15 protein-coding genes, 1 tRNA gene and 1 pseudogene are annotated in these 21,374 nt (G+C 62.1%); 3 read left to right on the forward strand and 14 right to left on the reverse strand.

Going from position 1 to position 21,374, the window contains the following annotated elements:
* The 7 genes from nusG to rpsL all read right to left on the reverse strand — a co-directional run.
* On the reverse strand, positions 1–496 hold a 496-nt coding region (nusG, locus tag ACWPWO_RS00005; RefSeq protein ID WP_454003416.1), incomplete at its 3' end, for a transcription termination/antitermination protein NusG.
* A gap of 9 nt (positions 497–505) precedes the next feature.
* Positions 506–886: a preprotein translocase subunit SecE gene (secE, locus tag ACWPWO_RS00010; protein WP_454003418.1), complete on the reverse strand. Its 381-nt coding sequence runs from the start codon at positions 884–886 to the stop codon at positions 506–508.
* Between the two features lie 46 nt (positions 887–932).
* Positions 933–1,008: transfer RNA gene (locus ACWPWO_RS00015), tRNA-Trp, on the reverse strand.
* A 95-nt stretch (positions 1,009–1,103) separates the two neighbouring features.
* Entirely contained in the window at positions 1,104–2,294 is a 1,191-nt protein-coding gene (gene tuf / locus ACWPWO_RS00020; RefSeq protein ID WP_394062902.1) for an elongation factor Tu, read from the reverse strand.
* Positions 2,295–2,369: 75 nt separating this feature from the next.
* On the reverse strand, positions 2,370–4,472 hold the full coding sequence (gene fusA / locus ACWPWO_RS00025; RefSeq protein ID WP_454003420.1) for an elongation factor G: 2,103 nt from the start codon (positions 4,470–4,472) through the stop codon (positions 2,370–2,372).
* Positions 4,473–4,489: 17 nt separating this feature from the next.
* Positions 4,490–4,960, reverse strand: a complete 471-nt coding sequence (gene rpsG / locus ACWPWO_RS00030; protein WP_394062906.1) for a 30S ribosomal protein S7 — start codon at positions 4,958–4,960, stop codon at positions 4,490–4,492.
* Positions 4,961–5,099: 139 nt separating this feature from the next.
* Positions 5,100–5,471 (reverse strand): 30S ribosomal protein S12, encoded by a 372-nt coding sequence (gene rpsL, locus ACWPWO_RS00035; protein WP_394065867.1) that lies wholly within the window; start codon positions 5,469–5,471, stop codon positions 5,100–5,102.
* A 423-nt stretch (positions 5,472–5,894) separates the two neighbouring features.
* On the opposite strand from rpsL, the gene ACWPWO_RS00040 reads away from it, so the two are divergent.
* The 3 genes from ACWPWO_RS00040 to ACWPWO_RS00050 are packed head-to-tail and all read left to right on the forward strand — an operon-like array spanning position 5,895 to position 9,684.
* Entirely contained in the window at positions 5,895–6,596 is a 702-nt protein-coding gene (locus ACWPWO_RS00040) for a response regulator transcription factor (protein ID WP_454003423.1), read from the forward strand.
* Positions 6,597–6,602: 6 nt separating this feature from the next.
* On the forward strand, positions 6,603–7,697 hold the full coding sequence (locus tag ACWPWO_RS00045; protein ID WP_454003425.1) for a FecR family protein: 1,095 nt from the start codon (positions 6,603–6,605) through the stop codon (positions 7,695–7,697).
* 19 nt (positions 7,698–7,716) lie between these two features.
* Positions 7,717–9,684, forward strand: coding sequence for a CHASE2 domain-containing protein (locus ACWPWO_RS00050; protein WP_454003427.1), 1,968 nt, complete (start codon positions 7,717–7,719; stop codon positions 9,682–9,684).
* Between the two features lie 27 nt (positions 9,685–9,711).
* Here the strand turns inward: ACWPWO_RS00050 and ACWPWO_RS00055 are convergent, their stop codons facing one another.
* The 7 genes and pseudogenes from ACWPWO_RS00055 to rplK form a co-directional block, all read right to left on the reverse strand.
* Positions 9,712–10,287, reverse strand: coding sequence for a topoisomerase DNA-binding C4 zinc finger domain-containing protein (locus tag ACWPWO_RS00055; protein ID WP_454003429.1), 576 nt, complete (start codon positions 10,285–10,287; stop codon positions 9,712–9,714).
* A 193-nt stretch (positions 10,288–10,480) separates the two neighbouring features.
* Positions 10,481–14,746, reverse strand: coding sequence for a DNA-directed RNA polymerase subunit beta' (gene rpoC / locus ACWPWO_RS00060; protein ID WP_454003431.1), 4,266 nt, complete (start codon positions 14,744–14,746; stop codon positions 10,481–10,483).
* Positions 14,746–18,857 (reverse strand): annotated as a pseudogene (gene rpoB / locus ACWPWO_RS00065) (DNA-directed RNA polymerase subunit beta). Before rpoB ends, rpoC begins: the two are co-directional and overlap by 1 nt.
* A 161-nt stretch (positions 18,858–19,018) precedes the next feature.
* The gene (gene rplL, locus ACWPWO_RS00070) at positions 19,019–19,396 is read right to left on the reverse strand and encodes a 50S ribosomal protein L7/L12 (protein ID WP_394062919.1); all 378 of its coding nucleotides are present in this window, start codon (positions 19,394–19,396) and stop codon (positions 19,019–19,021) included.
* A 78-nt stretch (positions 19,397–19,474) separates the two neighbouring features.
* On the reverse strand, positions 19,475–19,999 hold the full coding sequence (gene rplJ, locus ACWPWO_RS00075) for a 50S ribosomal protein L10 (RefSeq protein ID WP_454003433.1): 525 nt from the start codon (positions 19,997–19,999) through the stop codon (positions 19,475–19,477).
* 232 nt (positions 20,000–20,231) lie between these two features.
* Positions 20,232–20,927, reverse strand: coding sequence for a 50S ribosomal protein L1 (gene rplA / locus ACWPWO_RS00080; protein WP_454003435.1), 696 nt, complete (start codon positions 20,925–20,927; stop codon positions 20,232–20,234).
* A 3-nt stretch (positions 20,928–20,930) separates the two neighbouring features.
* Positions 20,931–21,365 carry a 50S ribosomal protein L11 gene (rplK, locus tag ACWPWO_RS00085; protein WP_454003437.1) on the reverse strand — a complete coding sequence of 145 codons (435 nt, stop codon included), beginning with the start codon at positions 21,363–21,365 and terminating at the stop codon, positions 20,931–20,933.
* Positions 21,366–21,374 lie beyond the last annotated feature (9 nt).

Genomic DNA, 21,374 nt, shown 5'->3' on the forward strand with positions numbered 1-21,374 from the left:
GGGTGGCGCGACCGAAAATGGTGACGGTGACGCGAACCTTGCTTTTCTCGTAGTTGACTTCTTCGACGTTGCCGTTGAAGTCCGCGAATGGGCCGTCCTTGACGCGTACCAGCTCGCCCACTTCGAACAGAACCTTGGGACGCGGCTTCTCGACGCCCTCTTCCATTTGCGACAGGATTTTTTCCACTTCGCGTTCGGAGATGGGAGCGGGACGGTTGCCGGAACCGCCCAGAAAGCCGGTGACCCGCGGCGTACTTTTCACCAGGTGCCAGGTTTCGTCCGTGAGGGCCATTTCGACCAGAACGTAACCGGGATAGATACGCCGTTCAGTAATTGTCTTCTTGCCGTTCTTGACTTCAACGACTTCTTCTGATGGAACCAGAATGCGACCAAACGCTTCCTGGAGTTCGGCGCGCTCGATGCGCTCCACCAGAGCCTTGTGCACGCTTTTTTCCATGCCGGAATAAACGTGAACCACATACCAGCGTTTGCTCATGTGCGCCCTTTATTTCCAGCCCAGCAACAGGCCATAGATGATCCAGCCCAGCCCTTTGTCGATCAGCCACAGCAGGATGGCCATAACAGCAACGAACGCAAAGACAATGCCTGTCATTTGGGTTGCTTCTTTACGGGATGGCCAGTGGACGCGACGCACTTCCGTATAGGAATCACGCGCAAAGGCGACCAGACGGCGGCCGGTGTCGCTGAACCAGACGATCAGCGCGGCCACGACGAGGCTGGCGACGAATACACCGGCGCGCGCCAGAACGGGTTGACCTTCCAGCACGGAATAGCCAACGATACCGGCGACGACGACTAACACCGCAAGGCCCAGCTTGATGCGTTCGGAGCCTCGGTTGACGGTTTCTACGTTGGTATTCGACATATTCCGGCGAGTGACGCCACGCGAGGTGGTGGCGAGTGACTGTGTGTGGCAGGGGCAGAAGGAATCGAACCCTCAACCTTCGGTTTTGGAGACCGACGCTCTGCCAATTGAGCTATACCCCTATACCGTGACAACCATAGCCTTTGCTAGCTTGCTATGTTTGGCTTCAGGCAAAAAAGGATATTAACCTTTTTTGCCTGAAAATACTACAACTTTTTTACTTGATGATCTTGGCAACCACGCCGGCGCCCACGGTACGGCCGCCTTCGCGGATGGCGAAGCGCAGACCTTCTTCCATGGCGATCGGAGCGATCAGCGAAACCTTCATCGAGATGTTGTCACCGGGCAGAACCATTTCCTTGTCGGCGGGCAGCTCGATCGTGCCGGTCACGTCCGTCGTACGGAAGTAGAACTGGGGACGGTAGCCCTTGAAGAAGGGGGTGTGGCGGCCGCCTTCTTCCTTGGACAGAATGTACACCTCGGCGTCAAAGTCGGTGTGAGGCTTGATCGAACCGGGCTTGGCCAGAACCTGACCGCGCTCGACGTCTTCACGCTTGGTGCCGCGCAGCAGCAGACCGACGTTGTCGCCAGCCTCGCCCTGGTCCAGCAGCTTGCGGAACATTTCAACGCCCGTGCAAGTGGTCTTGACCGTGTCCTTGATGCCCACGATTTCGATTTCTTCGCCGACCTTGATGATGCCGCGCTCGATACGACCGGTCACCACGGTGCCGCGGCCCGAGATCGAGAACACGTCTTCAACAGGCATCAGGAACGTGCCGTCAACAGCGCGCTCTGGCGTAGGAATGTAGGTGTCCAGCGCTTCGGCCAGCTTGAGCACGGCTTCGCGGCCCAGAGGACCTTGGTCGCCTTCCAGAGCCAGCTTGGCCGAACCGCGGATGATCGGGGTGTCGTCGCCGGGGAAGTCGTACTTGGACAGCAGCTCGCGCACTTCCATTTCCACCAGTTCGATCAGCTCTTCGTCATCGACCATGTCGGCCTTGTTCAGGAACACGATGATGTAAGGAACGCCAACCTGACGGCTCAGCAGGATGTGCTCGCGCGTCTGGGGCATTGGGCCGTCAGCGGCCGAGCACACCAGGATCGCGCCGTCCATCTGGGCCGCGCCGGTGATCATGTTCTTGACGTAGTCGGCGTGGCCGGGGCAGTCAACGTGAGCGTAGTGGCGGTTGGGCGTCTCGTACTCGACGTGCGAGGTGCTGATGGTGATGCCGCGTGCTTTTTCTTCAGGAGCGTTGTCGATCTGCGAGTAGTCGCGAGCTTCGCCGCCGAATTCCTTGGCCAGAACCGTGCAGATTGCAGCGGTCAGCGTGGTTTTACCGTGGTCAACGTGACCGATGGTACCGACGTTGACGTGCGGTTTGGTCCGTTCAAACTTACCTTTTGCCATGATTTATCCCAATCTATGTTTTACAGGAAAACAAAAAAAGTTGAGCAGCCCGCTTGAAGCGGGCTGTTGTTACTATTACTTGCCGCGAGCGCTGATGACTTCGTCGGCCACGTTCTTAGGAGCTTCAGCATATTGCTTGAATTCCATCGTGTACGTGGCGCGACCTTGCGTTTGCGAACGCAGGCTGGTCGAGTAGCCGAACATTTCAGCCAGAGGAACTTCGGCCTTGATGATCTTGCCGCCGCCCACAATGTCGTCCATGCCCTGAACCATACCGCGGCGAGACGACAGGTCGCCCATCACGGTACCGGCGTACTCTTCAGGCGTTTCGACTTCAACGGCCATGGTAGGCTCCAGCAGAACTGGGGAAGCCTTGCGCATACCTTCCTTGAACGCCATCGAAGCAGCCATGCGGAACGCGTTTTCGTTCGAGTCCACATCGTGGTAGGAACCGAAGAACAGCGTTACCTTGACGTCGACCACTGGGTAACCGGCGACCACGCCGGCGTGCAGCGTTTCCTGGATGCCCTTGTCCACGGCGGGGATGTATTCGCGAGGAACCACACCGCCCTTGATGGCGTCGACGAACTCGTAGCCGCCGCCGGCTTCCAGGGGCTCGAGCTTGAGCACCACGTGGCCGTACTGACCGCGACCGCCGGACTGCTTGACGAACTTGCCTTCGACTTCTTCGCAGGTCTTGCGGATGGTTTCGCGGTAGGCCACCTGAGGCTTGCCCACGTTGGCTTCCACGCCGAATTCACGGCGCATGCGGTCCACCAGAACTTCCAGGTGCAGCTCGCCCATGCCGGAGATGATGGTCTGGCCGGATTCTTCGTCGCTGCTGACGCGGAAGGAAGGATCCTCCTGGGCCAGACGGGACAGGGCCACGCCCATTTTCTCCTGGTCGGACTTGGTCTTGGGTTCGACGGCCTGGGAAATCACAGGCTCGGGGAACTCCATGCGCTCCAGAATGATATGCTGGTTGGCGTCGCACAGGGTTTCACCCGTGGTCACGTCCTTCAGGCCCACCACGGCGGCGATGTCGCCGGCAACCAGTTCCTTCAGTTCGGTACGGTTGTTGGCGTGCATCTGCAGAATACGGCCGATACGCTCTTTCTTGCCCTTGATGGGGTTGTAGACGGTATCGCCCGAGCTCAGCACGCCCGAGTACACGCGCACGAAGGTCAGCTGGCCGACGAAAGGGTCGGTCATCAGCTTGAACGCCAGTGCGGACATGGGCTCGTCGTCCAGGGCCTTGCGATGGATCACGTTGCCGTCGTCGTCCGTGCCTTCGACGGGTGGAATGTCCACTGGAGAAGGCAGGTAGTCGATCACGGCGTCCAGCATGCGCTGCACGCCCTTGTTCTTGAAGGCGGTGCCGCACAGCATGGGCTGGATTTCGCAGGCGATGGTGCGCATTCGCAGATCCAGATTGATGTCCTCTTCGGAGAGTTCACCGTTTTCCAGGTACTTGTTCATCAGGTCTTCGCTGGCCTCGGCAGCCGACTCGACCATCTTCTCGCGCCATTCTTCGGCTTGCGCCTGCAGTTCGGCGGGGATGTCCTTGTACTCGAACTTCACGCCCTGGCTGGCTTCGTCCCAGATGATGGCTTTCATCTTGATCAGGTCGACCACGCCTTCGAAGGTGTCTTCGGCGCCGATCGGGATGACCACGGGCACGGGATGGGCCTTCAGGCGCAGCTTCAGCTGGTCGTAGACCTTGAAGAAGTTGGCGCCGGTGCGGTCCATCTTGTTCACGAAGGCCAGGCGAGGCACGCCGTACTTGTTGGCTTGGCGCCACACGGTCTCGGACTGGGGCTGAACGCCGCCCACGGCGCAGTACACCATGCAGGCGCCGTCCAGCACGCGCATGGAACGCTCGACCTCGATGGTGAAGTCAACGTGACCGGGGGTATCGATGATGTTGATGCGATGTTCGGGGTAGTTGCCCGCCATGCCACGCCAGAAGGCGGTCGTGGCGGCCGAGGTGATGGTGATCCCGCGCTCTTGCTCTTGCTCCATCCAGTCCATGGTGGCGGAACCTTCGTGGGTCTCGCCCAGCTTGTGGTTCACGCCGGTGTAGAACAGGATGCGCTCGGACGTAGTGGTCTTGCCGGCGTCGATGTGAGCCGAGATACCAATATTGCGATAGCGCTGGATAGGGGTTTTGCGGGCCATGGTTGTATGTCCTCAGATTACCAACGGAAATGGCTGAATGCCTTGTTGGCATCGGCCATCTTGTGCGTGTCTTCGCGCTTCTTCATTGCGCCGCCACGACCTTCAGCCGCATCGGCCAATTCACCGGCCAGGCGCAGATCCATCGACTTTTCGCCACGCTTCTTGGCGGCTTCACGCACCCAGCGCATGGCCAGAGCCAGACGGCGGACGGGACGCACTTCGACAGGAACCTGGTAGTTCGCGCCACCAACACGGCGGCTTTTAACTTCAACAATCGGTTTGACGTTGTTGATGGCAGCGTTAAACACTTCGAGCGGATCTTTGCCGGTCTTCTGCGCAATTTGTTCGAGCGCGCCATAAACAATACGTTCGGCAACAGCTTTCTTGCCGGACAGCATGACCACGTTCATGAATTTGGCCAGCTCGACGCTGCCGAATTTCGGGTCAGGTAGGATTTCACGTTTGGGTACTTCGCGACGGCGAGGCATTTTAATTTCCTTGTGACTATTCAGTTGAACCGCTTGCTGCGGCCTCGGTCATTCATGACAAATGACCACTTACCTACCATGGCGCTGGGCCACGGTCGCACGGATCCGGATCAGTGACACTGATCGGCGGACACATGGATTACTTGGGACGCTTCGCGCCGTACTTGGAACGAGCTTGCTTACGATCTTTGACGCCTTGCAGGTCCAGGGCGCCGCGGACGATGTGGTAGCGAACACCAGGCAAGTCCTTGACACGACCACCGCGGACCAGAACGACCGAGTGTTCCTGCAGGTTGTGGCCTTCACCGCCGATGTAGGAGATGACTTCGAAGCCGTTGGTCAGGCGCACTTTGGCGACTTTACGCAGAGCGGAGTTAGGCTTCTTGGGGGTCGTGGTGTAGACACGTGTGCAAACACCACGGCGCTGTGGGCAGTTCTCGAGCGCAGGGCTCTTGCTGCTTGCGCGACTGACTTCGCGCGGCTTGCGCACGAGTTGGCTAATGGTTGGCATGACCTTTACGTATCCTATAACGTATTTTACGTACTGGTTGACGTACTGTTTCTGGAAAACGCCTTCCAGAGGCAGGATTGGCAACCCTGCTACCGGAGCGGCTTTGCGCAATACCGCTCCCCATAAAATACGAAAAAGAGCGGTCTTGCACATGGCTTGGGCTTGACTGGAAACGCGCTTCAAGCGCGCCTGCAACTGCAAACCCGACAGCTGCAAAACAAATTACTACAAGGAGTACCGGCAAAGGATCCTTAAGTAAGCTCTAGAATTTACCACGGTAAACCCTTATAGGTCAACGATTTGGCTGTTGCCCGACGCCATTCGCGTTGCGGAGCCGCACGGATGGACACACTTGGTCACCATCTGGGCGCATGTAGTTATACTTCAGGACTATTGCACCTCTGCGACAAGGACAATACCCCCATGATCATCGCTTCCCTGGAAGACGACCTCGTCCAGGCCGAACTGATTGCACGGATACTGGCCGAGGCCGGTTATGAGTGCCGCTCCTACAATCAGGGCAAAAGCCTGTTGGCCGCGCTGGCCAAGCCCCATGACTTCGACCTGCTGCTCCTGGACTGGGAGCTGCCGGACGTCAGCGGCCTGGATGTGCTGCGCTGGGTGCGCGCCAACCTGGGTCACGCCCTGCCCGTCGTCGTCCTGACCAGTCGCACGCAGGAAGAGGATCTGGTCACCGGCCTGCAGGCCGGCGCCGACGACTATAGCCAGAAGCCCCTGCGCAAAGGCGAACTGATCGCCCGCGTGCACGCCATGACCCGGCGTCTGAACCTGGCCGCCCCCGTGCAGGACAGCCGCTTCTCCTTCGGCGGCTACGACATCGACCCCGAGCACGGCCAGATTTCCCTGAACGGCCAGGCCGTCACCCTGGCGCCCAAGGAATTCGAGCTGGCCCTGCTGCTGTTTCGCAATCCCGGGCGGCTGTTCTCGCGCGACGTGCTCAGTTCGGCCGTCTGGAACCGGGAGATCCCGGCCACCTCGCGCACCCTGGACACCCATCTTTCCAACATCCGCCGCAAGCTGCAGCTACGCCCCGAAAACGGCGTGCGCCTGACCGCCTCCTACGCCCTGGGCTATCGCCTGGAGCTTCTGTCCGACAACACCTGATCTCCTATGACGATTACATTGCGTTCTGCCGCCCTACTGGCCAGCGGCCTGCTCTGGGGAAGCGCCGTGCTGGCCCAGCCCTCGGGCGCCCGCGGCGAAGACTTCATCTACAAAGTCCTGTCGGGCGATACGCTGCTGGACATCGCCAACACCTACACCCGCCAGGGCCGCAACTGGTCCGAGATCCAGCAGCTCAACGCCGTGGCCGACCCGACCCGCCTGCCCATCGGCAAGGAACTGCGCATTCCCTTTCGCCTGATTCCCGAAGTGGACGCCCCGGCCCGCATCGTCCACCAGACCGGCCAGGTCCAGGTCAACGGCCAGCCGCTGGAGCGCGGCCTCACCCACCTGAAGGAAGGCGACCAGATCCGCACGGGCGACAATGGCTACCTGACCCTGGAGCTGCAGGACGGCAGCCAGGTCAGCATCCCGGCCGCGGCCGCCCTGAGCGTCACGCGCATGCGCGTCTTCGAAGGCACAGGGCTGATCGACTCGGTGGTCGCCCTGGACCGCGGCGACGTCGAATCGCGCGTCTCCCCGGAGCAGACCGGCGTGGGCCGCTTCGAAGTCCGTACCCCGGTCAGCATCACCGGCGTGCGCGGCACCGAACTGCGCGTACGCACGCAGGACGGCCAGGCCCACAGCGAGGTGCTGGAAGGCCGCGCCGAACTGGGCACCCGCCAGCAGCCCTCCCCTACCGCCCTGAAGCAGAACCAGGGCGCAGCCGTGGCCGAGGACGGCCGCATCGTGGCGGTGGCGCCGCTGCTGCCGGCCCCGCACGTCTCCGTTCCCCAGCGCCAGGGCGGGCGCTGGAGCAGCACCATAGAGCCCGTGCCCGGCGCACAGGCCTACCTGGTGCAGACGGCGCTGGACCCGCGCGGCGCCATGCTGCTCTCGCGCAGCACCACGACCGATACCGACATCCAGTTCCGCGCGCCGCGCCCCGGCACCTACTACGTCATGGTGCGCGCCATCGATGGCCACGGCCTGATGGGGCCGGACACCATACGGAGCTTCGAGGGCGCCGCCGCCCTGTCCAGTTCCGACGGGGAGCCCATCGTCAGCGGCTCGGGCGATCCCATCCTGCTGACCGAGTTCTGAAGCGCGGACGGCGCGCTCCATGCCCAGCACCGCAGCCTCGAACACTCGCCTGCTGTCCGACCAGGTCCGCAAGGAATGGCGCCTGGTCTCCGCGCTGCTCGTGCTGCTCACCCTGCTGTTCAGCTCCCTGCATGATGACTTCGCGCTGGGCCGACTGAACAACCTGGTCTACGACCTCACCATGGCGGCCGCGCCTCCCCAGGCCTCGCCCGAAGACATCGTCATCATCGCCATCGACGACCGCAGCATCAACGCCCTGGGCTACTGGCCCTGGCGGCGCAATATCCACGCGCAATTGGTGGACAAGCTGGACCAGGCCCGCGCCGTGGGCATGGACGTGGTCTTCCAGGAGCCGAACCCGGCCTATCCCGAAGACGACCAGCAACTGGCCCAGGCCATACGCCAGCATGGCCGTACCGTGCTGCCGCTGGTCTATGACCCGAAGCGCGACGCGATCAACACGCCGCTGCCCATGCTGAACGCCGCGGTCAAGGCCAACGGCTACATCAACATCGACCCCGATCCCGACGGCGTGTGGCGCCGCGTCACGCTGCGCCACATCCAGCCCTCAGGCCGCGTGCTGCCGCATTTCTCGCTGGCCATGCTGCTGGCCGGCGGCGAAGTTGCCCAGGCCATGCTCGCCCTGGATCCCCGGCATCGGGCCACGCATTACATTCCCTATGCGGGTCGCCCGGGCCACTTCCAGACCGTGCCCTACATCGACGTGCTGCGCGGCGCCATCCCGCCCGCCTTCTTCAAGGACAAGTACGTGCTGATCGGCGCCTGGGGCAGCGGCCTGGGCGACGTCTTCCCCACGCCCATGTCCAAGGCCGGCATGGCCACCATGTCCGGCGTGGAGATCCTGGCCAACAGCCTGCTGTCGGCGCGCGAGAACAGCTGGGTGCGCATTCCGCCCGCCTGGGCCATCGCCCTGGCCTGCTGCCTGCCGGTGCTGCTGGCCTGCCGCGTGCTGATCGCCCTGTCGCCGCGCGCGACCCTGCTCAGCCTTCTGGGCCTGTTGCTGGGCATACTGGTGGTCAACTGGGCGGCCATGCACCTGTTCAATCTGTGGGTCCCGCCCATGGCCAGCCTGATCACCGTGATGCTGGCCTACCCGCTATGGCATTGGCGCAGCCAGGAAGCGGCGCTGCGCCAGGTGACGCAGGAGCTGAACAAGCTGCAACTGGATCATCCGGATGTGCGCGTGGCGCTCAGCGAGCGCCAGCCTGGAATGGGCTCGCACAATCTGCCGCACCGCCTGACCCAGCTGCACAAGTCCATCGAGCTGTTGCGACTGGCCCAGACCAAACGCGAGGAAACCCTGCGATTCATTTCGCACGATATGCGCGCGCCGCAGAACTCCATCCTGGCTCTGGCCTCGCTGCAGCGCCAGCCCGACAGCCGCCTGCCGCCGGATGAACTGCTGAGCAAGATGGAAGGCTACGCGGGCCAGACGCTGGAGCTGGTGGACAATTTCATCGGCCTGGCGCGCGCCGAGGCCATGGAGATGACCCTGACGCCGCTGAATCTGCCCGATCTGCTGGCCGACTGCCTGGACGACGCCTGGGCGGCCGCAAGCAAACGGGGCATCGAATTGCGCCAGGACGACACCGACCAGGCCTGGATAGAAGGCAATGCCCCCATGCTGCGCCGAGCCTTCACCAACCTGATCCAGAACGCCATCAAGTACGGCCCTGACGGCAACCGGGTGGAGATCTCGATCACTACGCAAGGCGGCACGCTCCAGGTATGTGTGCGTGATCACGGCTGGGGTATTCCGCTGGAGCACCAGGCCGACATTTTCGAGCCCTACCGCCGCGCCCATGAAGACCAGGCCGAGTCGCCCTCGGGCAGCGGCCTGGGCCTGGCCTTCGTCAAGACCGTGATCAACAAGCACGCCGGCCTGATCGAGCTGCACAGCGAGCCTGGCGAAGGCTGTTCCTTCATCGTCACCCTGCCCGCCATCGAGCCGCCTGCAGAGCACTGATCCGATTACCGAAGCCGGACCAAGCCCTTAATCCTCTGCGGGCTCAAACGTTTCTTTCAGCAAGGCCTGCACCTGCCCGCAACCGGCAATGCTGAGCATCATGTCCTTGGGAGTCGCGCCTCCAAAACGCAATTTGGGCGTATCCAGCCACTTCTTCCATTGGTTTCCGTACGGCATGAAACGGCGACACATCAGCAAGGTCTCGACGACGTGCGGCTGCAAGGCTTCCTGGCTGGCCGTCCGGGCGCGCTTCGGTGCCTCGGAATCTGCATGACCCCGTTGCCCCGCGACGATCGACGTCGTTTCAGTGGATTGCGTCCGTCGGGTTCCACGGCAGGCGGGAAAGCGGCTGCATCCCCAGAAGTCCTCCTTGCTGAGCCGTCCCTCGCGCAGCACCATGGCGCAGTGACAGAGCGGGCAGCTCGGCGTCGACTCGCGCGTGTAGTCCCGGGTTCGAGTGCGTCCGACCACATACTCCAGCAACGGCTCGGGCACGGGCTCCAGGCAATGCCAACGCTTGGTGGCGCCACAATACTCTGCGCCATGTTGTCGAGCATAGTCGGCCTGCGCCCGAGGAACGTCCAGAATCACCTTTTGCTGCATCAGAACCCGCCTCCCGATCGTTGACACAGGACAAAGAAAACATCATACGACAAGTCGCCCTCAAGCTGAACCCAGCCGCCGGGCACAAGCAAGGTCTCAGGACCCAGGCTAAAAAAAAGCCCCTTGGAAACACCAAGGGGCTTTGAGCTCGGGACCGCCCTGTCTCCAGGGCGGGGAAACCGGTGGGTTCCGCTTATTCCGTATCGCTTTCGGGCGAACCGGGCTGTTCCTGCTCGGGCTCGTGCGTGCCGGAGGCGAACACGGGATCGTCCGAAGGCTCGGGAGCCGACGCGAACGGGTTCTCCAGTTCGCGGGCGGCCTTGCGCTCGGCGATCTCGAAGGCCTCTTTTTCCTTGCGGGCGGAATGGAATGCCATGCCGGTCCCTGCGGGAATCAGACGACCCACGATCACGTTTTCCTTCAGGCCGCGCAGGTCATCGGTCTTGCCCATGATGGCGGCTTCGGTCAGCACGCGGGTGGTTTCCTGGAAGGATGCGGCCGAGATGAACGAGTCAGTCGACAGCGAAGCCTTGGTAATACCCAGCAGCACGTTTTCGTAGGTAGCGGGGATGCCGTTTTCAGCCAGCACGCGGTCGTTCTCGTTCAGCAGCTCGGAACGCTCGACCTGTTCGCCGGTGATGAAGTTGGTGTCGCCCGGATCCACGATGTTCACGCGGCGCAGCATCTGGCGGACAATCACTTCGATGTGCTTGTCGTTGATCTTCACGCCCTGCAGACGGTACACGTCCTGCACTTCGTTCACGATGTAGTTGGCCAGCTTCTCGATGCCCTTCAGGCGCAGGATGTCGTGCGGATCGGCGGGGCCGTCCACGATCATTTCGCCCTTGTTCACCACTTGGCCGTCGTGAGCCAGGAACTGCTTTTCCTTGGGAATCAGGAACTCATGGCTGACGCCGTCCAGGTCGGTGATGACCAGGCGCTGCTTGCCCTTGGTGTCCTTGCCGAAGGAAACCGTACCCGTGACTTCGGCCAGCAGACCGGCGTCCTTGGGCGAACGGGCTTCGAACAGCTCGGCCACGCGCGGCAGACCCCCGGTAATGTCGCGGGTCTTCTGCGATTCCTGAGGAATACGGGCCAGGATCTCGCCCACGGACACTTGCTGACCATCGCGCACGGTGATCAGGGCGCCGACCGGGAAGGAGATGTTCACCATGTGGTCGGTGCCGGCGATCTTGATCTCCTGGCCCTGCTCGTTCAGCAGCTTGATCTGCGGACGCATGGTGATCTTGCCGCCGCGGGTCTTGGGCGTGATCACCACCAGGGTGGACAGGCCGGTGACTTCGTCCACCTGGCGAGCCACGGTCACGCCTTCTTCGATGTTCTCGAAGCGGACGGTGCCGGTGTACTCGGACACGATAGGACGGGTCAGCGGATCCCAGCTGGCCAGACGCTGGCCGGCCTTGACGACCTCGCCGTCGCCCACCGTGATGGTGGCGCCGTACGGCACCTTGTGGCGCTCGCGCTCGCGACGGTTGTCGTCGAAGATGACGATTTCGCCCGAACGGGAGATCGCCACGCGCTCGCCCTTGGCGTTGGTGACGTACCGCAGGCCGATTTCAAAGCCCACGGTACCGGAGGTCTTGGTTTCCACCGAGCTGGCCAGCGCCGCACGCGAAGCCGCGCCGCCGATGTGGAACGTACGCATGGTCAGCTGCGTGCCGGGTTCGCCGATGGACTGGGCGGCGATCACGCCCACGGCTTCGCCGCGGTTGACCAGCATGCCTCGGCCCAGGTCGCGGCCGTAGCAGTGCGCGCACAGGCCATGACGGGTTTCGCAGGTCAGCGGCGTGCGGATCTTGACTTCGTCGATGCCCAGGTTGTCGATCAGGTCCACCAGGTCTTCGTTCAGCAGCGTGCCGGCGGGGATGACCAGTTCCTGATTGTCGGGATTGACGATGTCGGAGGCTGCCACGCGGCCCAGGATCAGGTCGCGCAGAGGCTCGATCACCTCGCCGCCGTCCAGGATGGCCTTCATGGTGTAGCCGGCCTTGGTGCCGCAATCGTCTTCCGTGATCACCAGGTCCTGGGTCACGTCCACCAGACGGCGGGTCAGGTAACCGGAGTTGGCGGTCTTCAGAGCCGTATCGGCCAGACCCTTACGAGCACCGTGGGTCGAGATGAAGTACTGCAGAACATTCAGGCCTTCGCGGAAGTTCGCGGTAATCGGGGTCTCGATGATCGAGCCGTCAGGCTTGGCCATCAGGCCGCGCATGCCGGCCAGCTGGCGAATCTGCGCCGCCGAACCACGGGCTCCGGAGTCCGCCATCATGTAGATGGAGTTGAAGGATTCCTGGCGCACTTCCTCGCCGAAGCGGTTGATGACCGGTTCGGTCGCCAGCTGCTCCATCATGGCCTTGCCCACGCGGTCTCCGGCCTTGCCCCAGATGTCCACCACGTTGTTGTAGCGTTCCTGGGCCGTGACCAGACCGGACGAGTACTGCTTGTCGATCTCTTTGACCTCGTTGCTGGCCTGGGACAGGATGTCTTCCTTGACGCTCGGGATGACCATGTCGTTCATGGCGATCGAGATGCCGCCGCGAGTGGCCAGGCGGAAACCGGACTGCATCAGCTTGTCCGCGAAGATCACGGTGGCGCGCAGGCCGCAGCGACGGAAGGACTGGTTAATCAGGCGCGAGATTTCCTTCTTCTTCAGGGCGCGGTTCAGCGCCGAGAAGGGCATGCCCTTGGGCAGGATCTCGGACAGCAGCGCGCGGCCGGCCGTCGTTTCGTAGCGCTTGATCTTCTTGACCCATTCGCCGTCCTCGCCTTTCTCGTATTCTTCGATACGGACGGTCAGGCGCGTCTGCAGCTCGACTTCCTTGTTGTCGTAGGCGCGCTGGACTTCAGCCACGTCGGTCATGAACAGACCTTCGCCCTTGCCGTTGACCAGCTCGCGGGTCGCGTAGTACAGACCCAGCACGATGTCCTGGGAAGGAACGATGGACGGTTCGCCGTTGGCGGGGAACAGCACGTTGTTGGAGGCCAGCATCAGGGTGCGGGCTTCCAGCTGGGCTTCCAGCGACAGCGGCACGTGAACGGCCATCTGGTCGCCGTCGAAGTCGGCGTTGAAGGCCGCGCAGACCAGCGGGTGCAGCTGGATGGCCTTGCCTTCGATCAGGACGGGCTCGAACGCCTGGATGCCCAGACGGTGCAGCGTGGGAGCGCGGTTCAGCATCACGGGATGCTCGCGGATCACCTCTTCGAGGATGTCCCACACCACGGGTTCCTGGCTTTCCACCAGCTTCTTGGCCGCCTTGATGGTCGTGGCCAGCCCCATCAGCTCCAGGCGATTGAAGATGAAGGGCTTGAACAGTTCCAGGGCCATCAGCTTGGGCAGGCCGCACTGGTGCAGCTTGAGCTGCGGACCCACCACGATCACGGAACGACCGGAGTAGTCCACGCGCTTGCCCAGCAGGTTCTGACGGAAACGGCCGCTCTTGCCCTTGATCATGTCGGCCAGGGACTTGAGCTGGCGCTTGTTGGCGCCGGTCATGGCCTTGCCGCGGCGACCGTTGTCCAGCAGCGAGTCCACGGCTTCCTGCAGCATGCGCTTCTCGTTGCGCAGGATGATGTCCGGGGCCTTGAGCTCCAGCAGGCGCTTCAGGCGGTTGTTGCGGTTGATGACGCGGCGGTACAGATCGTTCAGATCGGAGGTCGCGAAGCGGCCGCCGTCCAGCGGCACCAGCGGACGCAGGTCCGGCGGCAGCACGGGCAGCACTTCCATGATCATCCAGTCAGGCTTGATGCCGGACTTCTGGAAGCCTTCCAGCACCTTCAGACGCTTGGAGATCTTCTTGATCTTGGCGTCCGAACCGGTGGCCTTGAGCTCGCCGCGCAGACGCTCGACCTCGCGGTCGATGTCGATGGTGCGCAGCAGCTCGCGCACGGCTTCCGCGCCCATCAGGGCGTGGAAGTCGTCGCCGTATTCCTCGGTCTTGGCCAGGAAGTCATCGTCGGACATGATCTGGCCGCGCTTGAGCGGGGTCATGCCGGGTTCGATCACGCACCAGGCTTCGAAGTACAGGACGCGCTCGATGTCGCGCAGCGTCATGTCCAGTACCATGCCCAGGCGGGATGGCAGGCTCTTCAGGAACCAGATGTGCGCGACCGGGCAGGCCAGCTCGATGTGGCCCATGCGCTCGCGACGCACCTTGGAGACGGTGACTTCGACGCCGCACTTCTCGCAGATGACGCCGCGGTGCTTCAGGCGCTTGTACTTGCCGCACAGACATTCGTAGTCCTTGATGGGACCGAAGATCTTGGCGCAGAACAGGCCATCGCGCTCGGGCTTGAACGTGCGATAGTTGATGGTCTCTGGCTTGCGGACTTCGCCGAAAGACCAGGACCGGATTTTCTCAGGCGAGGCGATGCCGATCTTGATGGCATCGAACTGCTCGTCCTGAGTGACTTGTTTGAAGAGATCGAGTAGCGCTTTCATTATTTACGCTCCAAATCCATGTCCAGGGACAAGGAACGGATTTCCTTGACCAGAACGTTGAAGGACTCCGGCATGCCGGCGTCGATCACGTGATCGCCCTTGACGATGTTCTCGTAGACCTTGGTACGGCCGGCGATGTCGTCGGACTTGACCGTGAGCATCTCCTGCAGGGTGTAGGCGGCGCCGTAGGCTTCCAGCGCCCAGACTTCCATCTCCCCGAAACGCTGGCCACCGAACTGCGCCTTGCCGCCCAGCGGCTGCTGGGTGACGAGCGAGTACGGACCGGTGGAACGGGCGTGCATCTTGTCATCGACCAGGTGATGCAGCTTCAGGTAGTGCATGTAGCCGACCGTGACCATGCGCTCGAAGGCTTCGCCGGTGCGGCCGTCGAACAGGCGCACCTGGGTGCGGTGCGGCGCCAGCTGCAGCTTCTCGGCGATCTCGTCAGGATAGGCCAGACGCAGCATCTGGTCGATTTCCTGTTCGGTCGCGCCGTCGAACACCGGCGTTGCCAGCGGCAGGCCTTTCTGCAGGTTGCGGGCCATGGCGACGATCTCGTCGTCGGTCAGCTCGTTGATGCGAGTCTGCTTGCCGGCGGAGTTGTAGACCTTGTCCAGGAAGGCGCGCAGTTCGGAAACCTGCACTTCCTTTTCTTCGTGCATCATGTCGCTGATGCGCTGGCCGATCCCCTTGGCGGCCCAGCCCAGGTGCACTTCCAGAACCTGACCCACGTTCATGCGCGAAGGCACGCCCAGCGGGTTCAGCACGATGTCCACGGGGGTGCCGTCGGCCATGTGCGGCATGTCTTCCACGGGCACGATGCGCGAGACCACGCCCTTGTTGCCGTGGCGGCCGGCCATCTTGTCGCCGGGCTGCAGGCGGCGCTTGACGGCCAGGTACACCTTGACCATCTTCAGCACGCCGGGAGGCAGCTCGTCGCCCTGCGTCAGCTTCTTGCGCTTTTCTTCGAAAGCCAGGTCGAACTGGTGGCGCTTCTGCTCCAGGGATTCCTTGGTGTGCTCCAGCACCAGAGCGTGCTGCTCGTCGGCCAGGCGGATGTCGAACCACTGCCAGCGATCCAGGTCGTTCAGGTACTCGGCGGTCAGCTCGGAGCCCTTGGGCAGCTTGCGGGGGCCTCCGTTCACGGTCTTGCCGACCAGGAACTTCAGGGCGCGGTCGAACGCGTCGTCCTCGACGATCTGCAGCTGGTCGTTCAGGTCCTGGCGGTAGCGGCGCAGTTCATCGTCGATGATGGACTGGGCGCGCTTGTCGCGCTCGATGCCTTCGCGGGTGAAGACCTGCACGTCGATGACAGTGCCCACCATGCCCGAAGGCACGCGCAGGGAAGTGTCCTTGACGTCGGAAGCCTTCTCGCCAAAGATGGCGCGCAGCAGCTTTTCCTCGGGCGTCAGCTGGGTCTCGCCCTTGGGCGTGACCTTGCCCACCAGCACGTCGTCGGCGCGCACTTCGGCGCCGATGTACACGATGCCGGAGTCGTCCAGGCGGTTCAGCTGGACTTCGGACAGGTTGCTGATGTCGCGGGTGATGTCCTCGGGTCCGAGCTTGGTGTCGCGCGCCACGACCGTCAGTTCCTCGATGTGGATCGAGGTGTAGCGGTCATCGGCCACGACCTTCTCGGAGATCAGGATCGAGTCCTCGAAGTTGTAGCCGTTCCAGGGCATGAAGGCGATCAGCATGTTCTGCCCCAGAGCCAGTTCGCCCAGGTCGGTCGATGCGCCGTCGGCCAGAACGTCACCGCGGGCCACGATATCGCCGCGCTTGACGATGGGTCGCTGGTTGATGTTGGTGTTCTGGTTGGAACGGGTGTACTTGGTCATGTTGTAGATGTCTACACCGACCTCGCCGGCCACGTTCTCGTCGTCGTTCACGCGGATGACCACGCGCTGGGCGTCCACGTCCACCACCACGCCGCCGCGGCGGGCCTGCACGGTCGTGCCCGAGTCGACGGCCACGGTGCGCTCGATGCCCGTGCCGACCAGCGGCTTTTCGGGACGCAGGCAGGGAACGGCCTGGCGCTGCATGTTGGCGCCCATCAGTGCGCGGTTGGCGTCGTCGTGCTCCAGGAACGGAATCAGCGAGGCGGCCACGGACACGATCTGCGAGGGAGCCACGTCCATGTAATGGATGTTCTCGGGCGCCGTCATCATGGTTTCGCCGGCTTCGCGGCAAGCCACCAGATCGTCGGCGAAGGCGCCGTCTTCGGTCAGCTCGGCGTTGGCCTGGGCGATGACGTAGTTGCTTTCCTCGATGGCCGACAGGTAGTCGATCTGCTCGCTGACCTTGCCGTCCACGATCTTGCGGTAAGGCGTCTCCAGGAAGCCGTACTCGTTCAGGCGAGCGTACAGGGCCATGGAGTTGATCAGGCCGATGTTCGGACCTTCAGGCGTCTCGATCGGGCACACGCGACCGTAGTGGGTGGGGTGCACGTCGCGCACTTCGAAGCCGGCGCGCTCGCGGGTCAGACCGCCAGGACCCAGGGCCGAGACGCGGCGCTTGTGCGTGATCTCGGACAGGGGGTTGGTCTGGTCCATGAACTGCGACAGCTGGCTGGAACCGAAGAACTCCTTGACGGCCGCTGAAATGGGCTTGGAGTTGATCAGGTCGTGCGGCATCAGGTTTTCGGTCTCGGCCTGGCCCAGACGCTCCTTGACGGCGCGCTCGACGCGCACCAGGCCGGCGCGGAACTGGTTCTCGGCCAGCTCGCCCACGCAGCGCACGCGACGGTTGCCCAGGTGATCGATGTCGTCGATCTGACCGCGGCCGTTACGCAGGTTCACCAGCACCTTGATGGTGTCCAGGATGTCCTCGTCGGTCAGGGTCATGGGGCCTTCGATGCTGTCGCCACGGCCCAGACGGCTGTTGACCTTCATGCGGCCCACGCGCGACAGGTCGTAGGACTCTTCGCTGTAGAACAGGCGCTGGAACAGGGCCTCGACGGCTTCCTCGGTCGGCGGCTCGCCGGGACGCATCATGCGGTAGATGGCGATACGGGCGGCGTTGGAGTCGGCCGTCTCGTCGGTGCGCAGAGTCTGGGAGATGAAACCGCCCTGGTCCAGTTCGTTGATGTACAACGTCTCGAAGTCGCGCACGTTGGCCGCGCGCATTTCCGCCAGGATGGATTCGGTGATCTCGTCGTTGGCATTGGCGATCACTTCGCCGGTCTCGGCGTTGATGATGTTCTTGGCCAGCACGCGACCCAGAAGGAAGTCTTCCGGAATGGAGATGTACTCGATGTTGGCGGCACGCAGGTCACGCAGGTGCTTGGCGTTGATGCGCTTGTCCTTCTCGACCAGCACGCGACCGTCGCGGTCGGTGATGTCGAAACGGGCGACCTCGCCCTTCCAGTGCTCGGGCACGAATTGCAGCTTGCCGCCTTCCTTGTGCAGTTCGATGTGGTCGAACTCGAAGAAATGCGCCAGGATCTGCTCGGGCGTGAGGCCAATGGCCTTGAGCAGGATGGTGACGGGCATCTTGCGACGACGGTCGATACGGAAGAACAGGATGTCCTTGGGATCGAACTCGAAGTCCAGCCAGGAGCCGCGGTAGGGAATCACGCGCGCCGAGAACAGCAGCTTGCCCGAGCTGTGCGTCTTGCCGCGATCGTGCTCGAAGAACACGCCGGGGGAACGGTGCAGCTGGGACACGATGACACGCTCGGTGCCATTGATCACGAAAGAGCCGTTTTCGGTCATCAGGGGCATTTCGCCCATGTAGACTTCCTGCTCTTTGACTTCCTTGACGGTAGGCTTGCTCACCTCGCGGTCCATCAGGACCAGACGCACCTTCGCACGCAGGGGGGAAGCATAGGTCAGACCGCGCAGCTGACACTCTTTGACGTCGAACACCGGTTCGCCGAGCGTATAGCTCACGAACTCTAGCCGCGCCATTTGGTTATGGCTTACTATTGGGAAAATGGAATTGAAAGCTTCCTGCAGACCTTCCACCTTGCGCTGGGAAGGAGGCGTATCCTTCTGCAAGAATGTTCTGAAAGAATGCAGCTGGGTAGCCAACAGATAAGGAACCTGCTGTACGTCTTCACGTTTGGCGAAGCTCTTGCGTATGCGCTTTTTTCGGTGTACGAATAAGGCATGAGCACTCCGACTCAAGGGTTACACGGGCCGTCAACCACGGCCCCGGTTTACGACTCTAGAAAACCCGACTCTTCATTTGTACAACAAAAATCATGGGTTTTCTGGAAACGCAAAAGCCCGGGAAGGCTTGAAACGCATTCCCGGGCATGAATCGATGCTCTTACTTGAGCTCGATCTTGGCGCCAGCTTCTTCCAGCTTTTTCTTGGCGTCTTCAGCATCAGCTTTGGACAGGCCTTCTTTGACTGGCTTGGGAGCGCCGTCAACCAGGTCCTTGGCTTCTTTCAGGCCCAGACCGGTGATTTCGCGCACGACCTTGATCACGCTGACCTTGTTCGCGCCGACGTCGGCCAGAACAACGGTGAATTCGGTCTGCTCTTCAGCAGCAGCAGCGCCGCCGGCGGCAGCAGGAGCAGCCACGGCAACAGCAGCGGCAGCAGCCGACACGCCGAATTTTTCTTCCATTTCTTTGATCAGCTCGGACAGTTCGAGCACGGACATTGCGCCGATGGCGTCAAGGATTTCAGCTTTGGTAGCCATTTATAAGAACTCCAGATATAAGTAAATGCCAGGTTTGGGTGTCGTTCGTTACTACGAAGGTTCCTGAAGGGGAACGGCTCAGGCCGCTTCCTTCTGATCGCGAACGGCCGCCAGGCCGCGAACGAATTTGGTGGGAACTTCGTTAAGCGTACGCACAAAAGTAGCGATAGGTGCTTGCATGGTGCCCAGCAGTTTCGCCTGCAGTTCGGCGCGGGACGGCATCGTGGCCAGGGCCTTGACACCTTCTGCGTTCAGAATGCTATTGGGCAGCGAGCCGCCCTTGATGACCAGCTTGTCGTTGGTCTTGGCAAAATCTGCGACAACTTTCGCCGCAGCCACGGGATCTTCGCTGATGGCGTACATCAGGGGACCCACGAGCTGGCTGGAGATGCCTTCGAAAGAAGAGCCTTCCAGCGAACGACGAACCAGCGTGTTCTTCAGAACACGCAGGTAGACGCCAGACTCACGCGCTTTCTTGCGCAATACGGTAGCAGAAGCGACGTCCAGACCACGGTACTCGGCGATAATGATCGATTGGGCCTTTGCCACTTCGGCAGAGACTTCCTCGATGACTACCGCTTTCTCTTCACGATTGAGACTCACGGTGTGAACACTCCTTCAAACGATGTCGGGAAGGCTTCCCGACATCAACCGAATGCGGCGCACCTGGACGAGTTCTATGACGAATTCTTCCACGGGCGCCGTCTACGCTGGATCGGAACAGGGTCCGGAATTAAGCAGGTTTCTGTGTCAGCCAACCCGCTCCAGCGGTCTTTGACAGCAGTGACCGTGCGGACACGGTCACAGCCCAAAGTTCTTTTGTCTGAACGCTGTATTAAGCGCTCAGGGATGCAACTTCAACACGCGCACCGCCGCCCATGGTGGAGGAGACGGCGACCTTGCGCAGGTACACGCCCTTGGCGGCGGCGGGACGGGCCTTGTTCAGGGCGTCGATCAGGGCCAGCAGATTGGTCTGCAGCTGTTCGACGTTGAACGAGGCACGGCCGATGGTGCTGTGAATGATGCCGGCCTTGTCGGTGCGGTACTGGACCTGACCGGCCTTGGCGTTCTTGACGGCGGTGACGACGTCAGGGGTGACGGTGCCGACCTTGGGGTTTGGCATCAGGCCGCGCGGGCCCAGGATCTGACCCAGGGTGCCGACCACGCGCATGGTGTCGGGGGAGGCGATCACGACGTCGAAGTCGATCTGACCGGCCTTGATCTGCTCGGCCAGGTCATCCAGACCGACGATGTCGGCGCCGGCGGCGCGAGCGGCTTCAGCCTTCTCGCCCTGGGCGAACACGGCCACGCGGACGGACTTGCCGGTGCCGGCGGGCAGAACCACGGAACCACGGACCAGCTGGTCGGATTTGCGAGGATCGATGCCCAGCTGAACGGCGATGTCGATGGACTCGTCGAACTTGGCGGTGGCGGTGTCCTTGCCCAGGGCCAGTGCTTCGGCCACAGGGTAGAACTTGTTGCGGTCGATCTTGGCAGCGATAGCGGCTGCGCGTTTGCTTACTTTGGCCATGACTTACACCACCCCTTCCACATTGATACCCATGCTGCGAGCGCCGCCGGCGATGGTACGCACGGCGGCGTCCAGATCAGCGGCGGTCAGGTCGGGCTGTTTGGTCTTGGCGATTTCCTCGGCCTGGGCGCGGGTCAGCGTACCGACCTTGTCAGCGTTGGGGCGAGCGGAACCGGACTTGATGCCAGCAGCCTTCTTGATCAGGATGGTTGCCGGAGGAGTCTTCATGATGAACGTGAAGCTCTTGTCGGCGTAGGCGGTGATCACCACGGGAATGGGCAGACCGGGTTCCATGCCTTGAGTCTGGGCATTGAAGGCCTTGCAGAATTCCATGATGTTCAGACCGCGCTGACCCAGCGCTGGACCGATTGGAGGGGATGGGTTTGCCTTACCAGCTGGCACTTGCAGCTTGATAAAGCCGACGATTTTCTTCGCCATGCTTAGCTC

The organism is Alcaligenes sp. Marseille-Q7550 (genome assembly GCF_965112015.1).